The organism is Kitasatospora sp. NPDC059795 (assembly GCF_042732175.1).
Classification (GTDB): Bacteria; Actinomycetota; Actinomycetes; order Streptomycetales; family Streptomycetaceae; genus Kitasatospora.
Genome location: NZ_JBHWID010000004.1, coordinates 131,752 through 144,286 on the forward strand (window position 1 = coordinate 131,752; position 12,535 = coordinate 144,286).

10 protein-coding genes are annotated in these 12,535 nt (G+C 69.9%); 7 read left to right on the forward strand and 3 right to left on the reverse strand.

The features are described 5' to 3' along the window. Positions 1 to 105 precede the first annotated feature (105 nt). Positions 106 to 1,692 (forward strand): MFS transporter, encoded by a 1,587-nt coding sequence (locus ACFV4P_RS10170; RefSeq protein ID WP_380469329.1) that lies wholly within the window; start codon positions 106 to 108, stop codon positions 1,690 to 1,692. A gap of 243 nt (positions 1,693 to 1,935) precedes the next feature. On the opposite strand, the gene aceE is transcribed toward ACFV4P_RS10170, so the two are convergent. Beyond that, a complete protein-coding gene (aceE, locus tag ACFV4P_RS10175; protein ID WP_380469332.1) occupies positions 1,936 to 4,686 on the reverse strand; it encodes a pyruvate dehydrogenase (acetyl-transferring), homodimeric type in 2,751 nt (916 codons plus the stop codon). A 457-nt stretch (positions 4,687 to 5,143) separates the two neighbouring features. Here aceE and ACFV4P_RS10180 point away from each other — a divergent pair, with 457 nt between their 5' ends. The 5 genes from ACFV4P_RS10180 to ACFV4P_RS10200 all read left to right on the forward strand — a co-directional run bounded on the left by ACFV4P_RS10180 (position 5,144) and on the right by ACFV4P_RS10200 (position 9,154). Then, on the forward strand, positions 5,144 to 5,578 hold the full coding sequence (locus ACFV4P_RS10180; protein WP_380469334.1) for a DUF3052 domain-containing protein: 435 nt from the start codon (positions 5,144 to 5,146) through the stop codon (positions 5,576 to 5,578). A gap of 204 nt (positions 5,579 to 5,782) precedes the next feature. Beyond that, the gene (locus ACFV4P_RS10185) at positions 5,783 to 6,241 is read left to right on the forward strand and encodes a peroxiredoxin (protein ID WP_073812177.1); all 459 of its coding nucleotides are present in this window, start codon (positions 5,783 to 5,785) and stop codon (positions 6,239 to 6,241) included. Positions 6,242 to 6,368: 127 nt separating this feature from the next. Continuing rightward, positions 6,369 to 6,944 (forward strand): TerD family protein, encoded by a 576-nt coding sequence (locus ACFV4P_RS10190; RefSeq protein WP_073812480.1) that lies wholly within the window; start codon positions 6,369 to 6,371, stop codon positions 6,942 to 6,944. Positions 6,945 to 7,441: 497 nt separating this feature from the next. Further along, positions 7,442 to 8,017, forward strand: a complete 576-nt coding sequence (locus ACFV4P_RS10195; RefSeq protein ID WP_073812176.1) for a TerD family protein — start codon at positions 7,442 to 7,444, stop codon at positions 8,015 to 8,017. Between the two features lie 48 nt (positions 8,018 to 8,065). Next, entirely contained in the window at positions 8,066 to 9,154 is a 1,089-nt protein-coding gene (locus ACFV4P_RS10200; RefSeq protein ID WP_380469336.1) for a DUF475 domain-containing protein, read from the forward strand. Between the two features lie 86 nt (positions 9,155 to 9,240). Here ACFV4P_RS10200 and ACFV4P_RS10205 read toward each other — a convergent pair whose 3' ends face one another. After that, positions 9,241 to 10,323, reverse strand: coding sequence for a DUF2637 domain-containing protein (locus ACFV4P_RS10205; protein ID WP_380469338.1), 1,083 nt, complete (start codon positions 10,321 to 10,323; stop codon positions 9,241 to 9,243). Between the two features lie 236 nt (positions 10,324 to 10,559). Here ACFV4P_RS10205 and ACFV4P_RS10210 point away from each other — a divergent pair, with 236 nt between their 5' ends. Then, a complete protein-coding gene (locus ACFV4P_RS10210; RefSeq protein WP_380469340.1) occupies positions 10,560 to 11,303 on the forward strand; it encodes a Tellurium resistance in 744 nt (247 codons plus the stop codon). Positions 11,304 to 11,331: 28 nt separating this feature from the next. On the opposite strand, the gene ACFV4P_RS10215 is transcribed toward ACFV4P_RS10210, so the two are convergent. Next, on the reverse strand, positions 11,332 to 12,375 hold the full coding sequence (locus ACFV4P_RS10215) for a TerD family protein (RefSeq protein ID WP_380469341.1): 1,044 nt from the start codon (positions 12,373 to 12,375) through the stop codon (positions 11,332 to 11,334). Positions 12,376 to 12,535: the final 160 nt, after the last annotated feature.

The window sequence follows — 12,535 nt, forward strand, 5'->3', positions numbered from 1 at the left end:
ACTTGTCACCAAGTGGCACAAGTCACCATTTGTCGTTTGTCAGCGACTGACATAATGTTCGAGCCGCTCTTCTCGCCACACCACACGAACGGGGAAGTCCGAGTCATGAGCCAGTCCGTCGTCATGGACAAGGAGGCGGCGCCCGCCGCCGGAGGGAAGCTGCGGGGACACCCCTGGCTGACCCTGCTCACCGTCGCCGTCGGCGTCATGATGGTCGCCCTCGACGGCACCGTCGTCGCCATCGCCAACCCGGCGATCCAGACCGACCTGCACGCCAGCCCCGCCGACATCCAGTGGGTCACCTCCGGCTACCTGCTGGCGCTGGCGGTCTTCCTGATCACCGCCGGCAAGATCGGCGACCGGTTCGGCCACAAGTCCACCTTCCTGGTCGGCGCGGTCGGCTTCGCCGCCACCTCCGCCGCGATCGGCTTCGCCGGCTCGATCCAGCAGGTGATCTTCTTCCGGGTGCTGCAGGGCCTGTTCGGCGCGCTGCTCCAGCCCGCCGCGCTCGGCCTGCTGCGCGGCGCCTTCCCCGCCGAGAAGCTCAACATGGCGATCGGCATCTGGGGCGGCGTCATCGGCGCCTCCACCGCGGCCGGCCCGATCGTCGGCGGCCTGCTGGTCGAGCACGTCAACTGGGAGTCGGTGTTCTACATCAACATCCCGGTCGGCATCGTCGCGGTGGTGCTGGGTTTGCTGATCCTCAAGGACGTGCGCTCCGAGAAGTCCGCCAAGTCCTTCGACATCCCCGGCATCGTGCTGCTCTCCGGTGCGATGTTCATGCTGGTCTGGGGCATCATCAAGGCCCCCAGCTGGGGCTGGGCCGACGCTTCGACCCTGATCTTCCTGGGCGGCGCGGTGGTCGCGCTGATCGCCTTCGCGGTCTGGCAGAACTACGCCAAGGAACCGCTCGTCCCGCTGGCGCTGTTCCGTTCGGTGTCGCTGTCGGCGGGCACCCTGCTGATGGTGCTGATGGCGTTCGCGTTCTTCGGCGGCATCTTCTTCGTGACGTTCTACCTCCAGAACGTCCACGGGATGGCGCCGGTGGACGCCGGCGTCCACCTGCTGCCGATGACCGGCATGATGATCGTCGGCGCTCCGGTGGCCGGATTCCTGATCGGCAAGGTCGGCCCGCGCATACCGATCGTCGGCGGCATGGTGCTCACCACCGGCGCGATGCTCGGCATGTCCACCCTGGACATCCACTCCGGCAACGGCGCCATGTCGCTCTGGTTCCTGCTGATGGGCCTCGGCCTCAGCCCCGTCATGGTCGGCGCCACCGAGGTCATCGTCGGCAACGCCCCGATGGAGCTGGCCGGCGTGGCCGGCGGCCTCCAGCAGGCCGCGATGCAGGTCGGCGGCAGCCTCGGCACCGCGGTGCTCGGCGCGGTGATGGCGTCCAAGGTCACCAGCGTGCTGCCGGGCAACTGGGCCGCCACCGGTGTTCCGTTCCCGACCGGTGAGCAGGGCGAACAGCTCAAGCAGGCCGCGCAGTTGGGCATCGCCCCGCCGATGCCGGAGGGCACCCCGGCGCAGATCGCCGACGGGGTCGCGGACGCGGTCCACTCGTCCTTCGTCAGCGGCATGGGCGTGGCCTTCACCGTCGCCTCGATCGTCGCGCTGGCGGCGGCGGGGCTGGGGCTGCTCACGAAGCGCGGCGCGAATGATGCCGGGCCGGCCGTGCACATCTGACGCGACGGCACCACGAGATCCGCCCTAGGAGGGGAGTCCCCGTCCTGGGCGGATCTTTGCGTTGTGCCCTGCCGCCTCGCGCAGTTCCCCGCGCCCCTGTTCAGTGCGGACCTCTCCAACGCGCCCCGCAGGGGCGCGGGGAACTGCGCGAGCAACCACGCGCAAACGCCAAAGATCCGCCCGGGGACAGAACTTCTGTCCTCGGGCGGATCTCTGTGGTGGAGCGGGTGGAGCGGCTAGCGCTTAGGCGTCGCCGCCGGCCGCGCCGGGGTGGGCGGCGGCGACGTCGAGGAGCTGGTAGCGGTCGATCGCGTCCTTCAGCGCCGAGCGGTCGATCTTGCCCTGCTTGGCCAGCTCGGTGAGGGTGGCCAGGACGATCGACTGGGCGTCGATGTGGAAGAAGCGACGGGCCGCGCCGCGGGTGTCGGCGAAGCCGAAGCCGTCGGCGCCCAGGGACTGGTACTGGCCGGGGACCCAGCGGGAGATCTGGTCCGGGACGGCGCGCATCCAGTCGGAGACGGCCACGAACGGACCCTCGGCCCCGGAGAGCTTCGAGGTCACGTACGGGACGCGCTGCGGCTCCTCCGGGTGGAGGAGGTTGAACTCCTCCGCCTCGACGGCGTCGCGGCGCAGCTCGTTCCAGGAGGTGGCCGACCAGACGTCCGCCTTGACGTTCCACTCCTCGGCGAGGATGCGCTGCGCCTCCAGCGCCCACGGCACCGCCACGCCGGAGGCGAGGAGCTGCGCGGGGATCTGGCCGGCGGTGCCGTCGGAGAGCCGGTAGAGGCCCTTGAGGATGCCGTCGACGTCCACGCCCTCCGGCTCGGCCGGCATCTTGATGGGCTCGTTGTAGACGGTCATGTAGTAGAAGACGTCCTCGCCGTGCGGGTGCTCGGCGGAGGAGCCGTACATGCGGCGCAGGCCGTCCTGCATGATGTGGGCGATCTCGTACCCGTAGGCCGGGTCGTAGGCGACCACACCGGGGTTGGTGGAGGCCAGCAGCTGGGAGTGGCCGTCGGCGTGCTGCAGGCCCTCACCGGTGAGAGTGGTGCGGCCGGCGGTGGCGCCGATCACGAAGCCGCGGGCCAGCTGGTCGGCCATCTGCCAGAACTGGTCGCCGGTGCGCTGGAACCCGAACATCGAGTAGAAGACGTAGACCGGGATCAGCGGCTCGCCGTGCGTCGCGTAGGACGAGCCGGCGGCGATCAGCGAGGCGGTGCAGCCGGCCTCGGAGATGCCGTCGTGCAGCATCTGGCCGGACGGGGACTCCTTGTACGCCAGCAGCAGCTCGCGGTCGACCGACTCGTAGGTCTGGCCGAGCGGGTTGTAGATCTTGGCGGACGGGAAGAGCGAGTCCATGCCGAAGGTGCGGTACTCGTCCGGCGCGATCGGCACGAAGCGGTTGCCGATGCCCTTGTCCCGCATCAGGTCCTTGAGCACCCGGACGAACGCCATGGTGGTGGCGATGGTCTGGTTGCCGGAACCCTTCTTGACCGCCTTGTACGCGTCGTCGCCCGGGAGTTCGAGCTTGCGCGGGCGGACCTTGCGGGTGGGCACGTAGCCGCCGAGCTCCTCGCGGCGGTCGTGCATGTACTGGATCTCTTCCGAGTTGCGGCCCGGGTGGTAGTAGGGCGGGTAGCCCTCGTCGAGCTGCTTGTCGGTGATCGGCAGGTGCAGCCGGTCGCGGAAGCGCTTCAGGTCCTCGACCGTCAGCTTCTTCATCTGGTGGGTGGCGTTGCGGCCCTCGAAGTTGGGGCCCAGCGTCCAGCCCTTGACGGTCTGCGCCAGGATGACGGTCGGCTGGCCCGTGTGCTCGCGGGCGGCCTTGAACGCGGCGTACACCTTGCGGTGGTCGTGACCGCCGCGGCCCAGGTGCTGGATCTGGGAGTCCGTCATGCTCTCGACCATGGCGCGCAGGCGCAGGTCGCCGCCGAAGAAGTGCTCGCGGATGTACGAGCCGGACTCGGTGGCGTAGGTCTGGAACTGGCCGTCCGGGGTGGTGTTCAGCTTGTTGACCAGGACGCCGTCGCGGTCCTGGGCCAGCAGCGGGTCCCAGGTGCGGTCCCAGACCAGCTTGATGACGTTCCAGCCGGCGCCGCGGAACTGAGACTCCAGCTCCTGGATGATCTTGCCGTTGCCGCGGACCGGGCCGTCGAGGCGCTGCAGGTTGCAGTTGACCACGAAGGTCAGGTTGTCCAGGCCCTCGCGGGCGGCCAGGGAGAGCTGGCCGAGCGACTCGGGCTCGTCCATCTCGCCGTCGCCGAGGAAGGCGTACACCTGCGAGTCGGAGGTGTCCTTGATGCCGCGGTGCTCCAGGTAGCGGTTCATCCGGGCCTGGTAGATCGCGCCGAGCGGGCCGAGGCCCATCGAGACGGTCGGGAACTCCCAGAAGTCCGGCATCAGCCGCGGGTGCGGGTAGCTGGACAGGCCGAACGGCGCCTTGGACTTCTCCTGGCGGAACGCGTCGAGCTGCTGCTCGGTCAGTCGGTCCAGCAGGAAGGCGCGGGCGTAGATGCCCGGCGAGGCGTGGCCCTGGAAGAAGACCTGGTCGCCGGACTCCCCGTCGCGGTCCTTGCCGCGGAAGAAGTAGTTGAAGCCCACGTCGTACAGCGACGCCGAGGAGGCGAAGGTGGCGATGTGGCCGCCGACGCCGATGCCCGGGCGCTGGGCGCGGGAGACCATGACGGCCGCGTTCCAGCGCGTCGCGTTGAGGATCTTCCGCTCGATCTCCTCGTTGCCGGGGAAGAACGGCTCGTCCTTGGTGGCGATCGTGTTGACGTAGTCCGTGCTGCGCATCTCGGGCACGGCGACACGCTTTTCACGGGCGCGCTCGATCAGCCGCAGCATCAGGTAGCGGGCACGCTCGCGCCCGCGCTCGTCGATGGCAGCGTCAAGCGACTCCAGCCATTCCGCGGTCTCCTCGGGATCGAAGTCCGGGACCTGGCTCGGGAGGCCGCCAATGATGATCGGGTTGCGATCGGATCCGGAAGCCACGCTGTTCCTTCACTGTCGGTCGAAACTGATTTGTCGCGCCGCCTCCATCGTGCTACCGCGTTCGGAGATCCGTCATCTCTACCGATCGGTAACCGTTCCGCCGGTTGGGCGGTACGGTCAGGAGGTGGTCCGACCTGGATCCCGTCCGGTCGATGGCGGCCGGTCGGGATGAGGGCCAACAGGAGACTTTACGCCCGCACACAGGGCTGGCCCGAATGCCGTTCGCATCTCGGGCAGGCGTGCGGCCCGCGCGCGGGTGGGCGACGAAGCATCCTCGTCCGGTACTGATGCGGACATTTCCGTGTGATTGCCCACACGGAGGGCGGCGTGTCGGCCCCCGACACGTCAACCTTTGGGTGGGATCGGGGGTCGGGTACTTGCGCGAACAGCCGCTCCCGTGTGGACTACGGCCACAGCCTCGGCATGGATGCCGAGCCGAATACTGGAGGTTATTCCCGTGAGCGCGACCGCGGACCCCGCGGACAAGTCCAACCCGGCACTTCGTCTGGGCTTCCAAGAGGGCCAGATCATTCAGGAGCTCGGGTACGACGACGACAGTGACCAGGAGCTCCGCGAGGGCATCGAGGACATCACTGGCACCGAACTCGTCGACGAGGACTACGACGACGTCGCCGACGGCGTCCTGCTGTGGCACCGCGACGAGGACGGGGATCTCACCGACGTCCTGGTCGACGCCCTGGAGTACCTCGCGGAGGGCGGCCTGATCTGGCTGCTGACGCCGAAGACCGGCCGTGACGGGCATGTCGAGGCGCACGAGATCGCCGATGCTGCGAAGACCGCCGGTCTGTCGCAGACCAGCTCGGTGGCGATCGCCAAGGAGTGGGCGGGCACCCGCCTGGCCACCCCGAAGGCCTCGAAGACCAAGCGCTGAGCCTCGGACCGTGAGTGACGCGTGGGCCCCGGGCGGGGGAGACTCCGCCCGGGGCCCACGCGCGTTCTGGCCGCCATAGTGTTCGCTGAGGGCTGAACATTGCGTCGATCGGCCCGATGGCTCACCCGAACGGCCGAACAAGGGTTGGCCGGATGGGAGGATTTCCCTGCCCGCACCACCACGTTCCGGCAGGAAGGTCCCTCCATGGCCATCGAGATCGGCGCCCAGGCCCCCGACTTCGAGCTGAAGAACCAGCACGGCGAGTCGGTCAAGCTGTCCGACTTCCGCGGCGAGAAGAACGTCGTCCTGGTCTTCTACCCGTTCGCCTTCACCGGCGTCTGCACCGGCGAGGTCTGCGAGATCCAGAAGGAGCTGCCGCGCCTGCAGAACGACCAGGTGCAGGTGCTCGCCGTCTCCGCCGACTCGCCGTTCTCGCTGCGCGTCTTCGGCGACCAGCAGGGCCTGGAGTACCCGCTGCTGTCGGACTTCTGGCCGCACGGCGAGGTCTCCCGCGCCTACGGCGTCTTCAACGAGGACAAGGGCTGCGCGGTCCGCGGCACCTTCGTGATCGACAAGGAGGGCGCCGTCCGCTGGAGCATCGTCAACGGCCTGCCGGACGCCCGTGACACCCAGGAGTACCTGGCCGCCCTCGGCGCGCTCTGATCGCCTCCCGGCCCGGCGACGCGCCGATTTCCGTCGCGCGCCGGGCCGAGTCGCCGCCCCCGGCCGGGAACCCCGCACTACGATCGGGCCGTTGACGGATCGGGAAACCGACTTCTTGGAGGACCACGTGGGTGTCAGCCTGAGCAAGGGCGGAAATGTCTCGCTCACCAAGGAGGCGCCCGGCCTGACCGCCGTGGTCGTCGGCCTCGGATGGGACGTTCGCACCACCACCGGCACCGACTTCGACCTGGACGCCAGCGCGCTGCTCTGCACCGAGCAGGGCCGGGTGCGCTCCGACGCCGACTTCATCTTCTTCAACAACCTGAAGAGCGCCGACGGCTCGGTCGAGCACACCGGCGACAACCTCACCGGCGAGGGCGAGGGCGACGACGAGCAGATCAAGGTCAACCTGGCCGGCGTCCCGGCCGACGTGGCCAAGATCGTCTTCCCGGTGTCGATCTACGACGCGGAGAACCGGCAGCAGAGCTTCGGCCAGGTCCGCAACGCGTTCATCCGGGTGCTCAACCAGGCCGGCGGCGCGGAGATCGCCCGCTACGACCTGTCGGAGGACGCCTCGACCGAGACCGCGATGGTCTTCGGCGAGCTCTACCGCAACGGCGCCGAGTGGAAGTTCCGCGCCATCGGCCAGGGCTACGCCTCCGGCCTGCGCGGCATCGCCCAGGACTTCGGCGTCAACGTCTGAGACACCGTGCAGGGAAGTGCGGGCCGGATCCGTTCGCGGAGCCGGCCCGTCGCCGTTTCACCACGCCGTGAGGACCTCGCCGACGGACCGGGCCGTGGTCATCCCGTGGCGGAAGCGCTCATGTCGGTGTCGCGCGCGCACCATTCGACCGTGACGGTTCGGCCGGCGGCGGCAGCGTGCCGGGTGGGGTGCGGCCGGTTGCGGTCGAACAGGAATCGGACGCGCGCTTGATAGATTCGGCCGCGATCCGCCCCCGGCCGGGGCGCGTGCGCGGACGGTTTCGGGCCCGCGGGGTGTGGCGGTCGGTCCGGGCGGAGAGCGGAGTTCAGGAAGTTCAGTCGGGTGTGCAGCACTGTACGGCCGTCGGGGAGCGTAGATCTCTTGAGGTGCGTCTCTTCGGGCGCGCCCCGCCGGACCGGCCCTCCCGGGCGGTCCGACGGTCGACGACCACAGCACACCCCGGGAGCCCCGGAGACGGGAGCTGGGAGGAAAGTCCGATGACCGTCACCCTTGCCAAGGGCGGAAACGTCTCGCTGACCAAGGCCGCGCCGAACCTGACCCAGGTTCAGATCGGCCTCGGCTGGGACGCCCGGTCCACCACCGGCGCGCCGTTCGACCTGGACGCCAGTGCACTGCTGTGCTCCGGCGGCCGGGTCCTCGGCGACGAGTACTTCATCTTCTACAACAACCTGCGCAGCCCCGAGGGCTCGGTCGAGCACCAGGGCGACAACCTCACCGGCGACGGTGACGGCGACGACGAGGTGGTCGAGGTCCACCTCGACCTGGTGCCGGTGCAGATCGACAAGGTCGTCTTCGCCGTGTCCATCTACGACGCCGACGCCCGGCTGCAAAGCTTCGGGCAGGTCTCCAACGCGTACATCCGCGTGGTCAACGTGGCCGACGGCAGCGAGATCGCCCGCTACGACCTCACCGAGGACGCGTCCGGCGAGACCGCGATGATCTTCGGCGAGCTGTACCGCTACCAGGGCGAGTGGAAGTTCCGTGCCGTCGGCCAGGGCTACGCGTCCGGTCTGCGCGGCATCGCGCTCGACTTCGGCGTCAACGTTCAGTAAGCAGCCCGGAATCGGTCAATTCCGGCAGCAAGAAAGGTAACCGACCCCGTGTTCCTCCGTACGTTCGGATGGTCCTTCGCCATCACGATCGCCGGCCTGATCGCCGCCGGCCTGATCTGGGGGGCCGAAGGATTCGGCGTCGTCCTGATCCTCTCGATCCTCGAGATCTCCCTGTCCTTCGACAACGCCGTCGTGAACGCCACCGTCCTCAAGCGGATGAACCCGTTCTGGCAGAAGATCTTTCTGACGGTCGGCGTGCTGATCGCGGTCTTCGGCATGCGGCTGGTCTTCCCGCTGCTGGTCGTGGCCCTGACCGCGCACCTCAACCCGTCGACCGTGGTGCAGCTGGCGCTCGACTCCAGCAAGACCCACGAAGGCCACACCTACGCGCAGTACCTGGAGGCCGCCAACCCGGCGATCGCCGCGTTCGGTGGCATCTTCCTGCTGATGATCTTCCTCGACTTCATCCTGGAGGAGAAGGAGTTCAACTGGCTGCGCTGGCTGGAGAAGCCGCTGGAGAAGATCGGCAAGCTGGAAGCCCTCTCCTCGGTCGTCGCGCTGGTCGTGCTCGCGGTCTCGGCCCGGCTGTTCGCCGGCGACCGTGCCGAAACGGTCCTGCTCGCCGGCGTCTGCGGCCTGGCCACCTACCTCGCCGTGAACGGCCTGTCCGGGGTGTTCGAATCCGGCCTGGAGGAGCAGGAGGAGGCCGAGGAGGAGGCCGAGCGCAAGGGCAAGTCGATCGTCCAGGTCGGCGGCAAGGCCGCGTTCTTCCTCTTCCTCTACCTGGAGGTCCTGGACGCGTCCTTCTCCTTCGACGGCGTGGTCGGCGCGTTCGCCATCTCGCAGGACATCTTCCAGATCACCCTGGGCCTCGGCATCGGCGCGATGTACATCCGATCGCTGACCGTCTTCCTGGTCCGCAAGGGCACCCTGGACGACTACGTCTACCTGGAGCACGGCGCGCACTACGCGATCGGCGCGCTGGCGACGATCCTGCTCGTCTCGATCGAGTACCACATCCCGGAGATCGTCACCGGCCTGGTCGGCGTCGCGTTCATCGGCGCCGCGCTGGCCTCCTCGATGGTCCGCAACAAGCGGGAACAGGCACTGGAACTCGCCGGTCCCGGCGAGAGCTAGTACCGGGGCACTGGTCGCGCAGCGACACAAGAGAGCCGCCCACCGGGGAGATTCCCGGTGGGCGGCTCTCGTGTGTGCGGCGGCCGTCAGCCGAGCTGCTGCTCGATCGCGCGGAGCTTGCGCTCCAGCGAGTCCAGCTTCGGCATCGACAGGGTGTCCTCGTCCATCGTCAGGTCGATGCTGGACGAGTACGGGCTGCTGGACGGCGATTCGACGGCGGCGCGGGGGCGACGGCCGGCGTTCAGGGCGGCGGGCTCCAGGGCGGAGGGGCCGACCCGGTCGAGGGAGGATTCCTCGGCGGCTAGGGCAGGCTCCGTAGCGGACGACGGGGAGTCGCCCGCGGCGGTCAGGGCGGGCACCTGGCGGCCGCCCCGGCTACGGCCCAGCACGCCGTTCTGGCGGGAGATCGCCTTCAGCTCGGCGCGCTCACGGCGGTCGGCGCTGCGGGCGCGGATCTTCGCGTCCATCTTGGCCTGGCGCTCCTCGCGCACCTCCTCGACGGCCTCGTCCAGGCTGCGGACGTTCTCCAGCAGCATCAGCGACCAGGCCGCGTAGGTCTCGCGCGGGGCGCGCAGCCAGCGGACCACGCGGATCTGCGGCAGCGGGCGGGGCACCAGGCCCTGCTCGCGCAGCGCCGCCACACGGGTCTGCTTCAGCGCCCGGTCGAACAGCACGGCCGCCGAGATCGACATGCCGGCGAAGAACTGCGGGGCGCCGTCGTGCGAACCGCCGCGCGGGGCGTGCACCCAGTTGAACCAGGCCGAGGCGATGGCGAACAGCCACACCAGCATGCGGGAGCCGAGCGCCGCGTCACCGTGGCTGGCCTCGCGCACCGCGAGCACCGAGCAGAACATGGCCGCGCCGTCCAGGCCGAACGGGACCAGGTACTCCCAGCCGCCGGACAGGTTCAGGTTCTGCTGGCCGAAACCGACCAGGCCGTGGAACGACAGCGCGGCCGCGACGCCGGCGCAGCAGAACAGCAGGACGTACGACGCACCGCCGTAGATGGCCTCCTTGCGGCGGCGGCGCTCCTCGCTGCGCTCCCAGGAGTCGCCGGACTCCTCGGCCTTGTTGTTCTTGAAACGCAGGAAGGCCACCAGGATGGCGGTGAACAGCAGGGCTGCGCCGCCGACCACGGCCCAGACCAGCTGTATGGAGGAGAGGTTCATCGCGGGCAGGGCCTCGGCTTTCCGCAGGGCAGGGGGAAGTAGGAGGTGACGTGACGCACGGGGCAACGCACGGGACACCTGTGCGGAGAGACGATATCGCGTCCGGGGCGCGGGCATCGTACGGGAGTGACGAACCCTCTGCCAGCAGACCCCGTCGGCGGGTTGACGTTGACTCAGCACCCCTCGGGTGGGTATTGGAGAGGCGGAGGACAGAACCGGCGCTGGGGGAGGACACGATGGTCTCGGTGTGGGAGTTCCTGAAAGGGGACCGCAACAACAGCTTCGACACCGGAGGGCAGTTCAAGGTCACACTGACCAAGTCCCAGCCGCAGCACGCCATCACGGGCTCGGCGGCGACCACCGGTTACCTGTACATCAACCTGCACTGGTCGACCCGCAGCGCCGAACGGCCCACCGCGGGCAGCGCGTTGCGCCGCTTCTTCGACCCGCGGATCCTGCGCCCGCTGGCCCCGGCCACGGCCGGCACCGCGCCCGTCGGCGTCGACCTCGACCTGGCGTGCCTGTACGAACTCTCCGACGGCACCCGGGGCGTGGTGCAGCCGCTCGGCCGGCTGTTCGGCGACCTCAACCGGCCGCCGTACATCAAGCTCTCCGGCGACGACGTGTCAGGTGCGCCGTCCGGCGAGACCATGCACATCAACCTGGAGAAGAAGGACCAGTTCAAGCGGCTGCTGGTGTTCGTCTACATCTACGACGACACCCCGGCGTTCGACCGCACGCAGGCCGTGCTCACCATCGTCCCGCAGAGCGGCCCGCGGATCGAGATCAAGCTGGACGAGCGGGCCCCGGCGGCCCGCTCGTGCGCGGTGGTGCTGATCGAGAACGACGGCGACGGCCAGCTGACGATCCGTCGCGAAGTGCGGTACGTGCACGGCTTCCAGTCGGACCTGGACCGGCTGTACGGCTTCGGCATGCAGTGGGAGCGGGGGTACAAGACCCCGGACCAGCCGGGGAGTTAGGGCCTGTCCGGGGCCTGTCCCGGCGGCTTCAGCGGGGCTGGAACTGCGGGCCCTGCGGCGGCAGCGCGAATGGTGCACCCGGCTGCGGGGGCACCGGGGGCTGCGGCGCGGGCTGCTGCTGCACGGGCTGCTGGTGGGCGGGCGGCGCGGGCGGCTGCTGGGGGTAGCCGTAGCCCTGCTGCTGGGGGTGCGGCTGGGGGTAGCCGTAGCCGCCCGCCTGCGGTGGCGGATAGCCGTAGCCCTGCGGTTGCGGTTGCGGTTGCGGGTAGCCGTAGCCGGCGGGCTGCTGCTGCGGGACGGGCGGCTGCGCGGCGTGGTGGACGGTCGGCGGCAGCGCGGGCGGCGGCGGGGCGAGGACCGTGGCGGGCGGGGCCGCGACCGGCTCGGGTGCGACGAACGGCTGGGTGGGCAGCGCCGGGGCGAGCGTCCAGTCGTCCTCGTCCACCGGGAGCGGCGCGGGCGGCTGCGGGGCGGCGGCCGGGCCGGGCAGGCGGGGGTCGGCGGCCAGCGGGGCGCCGCCGTCGCCGGTGGAATCCTCCACCGTGATGCCGAAGTCGGTGGCCAGCGCGATCAGGCCGTTCACGTACCCCTGACCGACGGCGCGGAACTTCCAGCCGCCGGAGCGGCGGTACAGCTCGGCGGCGACCAACGCCGTCACCTGCTCCTGCTCGTCGACGGCGAACTCGGCCAGCGCGGGCGTCCCTTCGGGCGCGCCGACGTCGAACAGCAGCACCCGCAGGCCCGGCACGGCGGGGAACGCGCCGCCCTCGGAGGAGCCGGCCAGCACCACCCGGTCCACCTCGGCGGGCAGTTGTGCCAGGTCGATCTCCACCGCGTCCCGGATCCAGCCGTCCGCGGCCTGCTTGGGCAGGTGGCGGACCAGGCCGGACGGGTGCCGGGGCTGGTTGTAGAACACGAAGTCCAGGTCGTCGCGGACCCTGCCGTCGCCGCCCAGCAGCAGGGCCGAGGCGTCCACGTCCGGGATGCCCGGGGCAGCCGTCCAACGCAGGACGGCGCGGACGGCGTTGGCCGTCAGCGGGATGTTGGCGCCCTTCGCCATCACGTGCGTCATAGCGCACCATCCTGCCGCCTGCCGGGGGCCCGGGACAACGCGGGCGCGGGGATCGGCGAGCCCCGCGCCGCCCCGGACCGCGATGTCGAGGGGCTTGCGCGGATTCGGTGTTCGGAACTCCTGCGCCGGCCGCGTCCGGTCGTACGATGGGCGGCCGGCG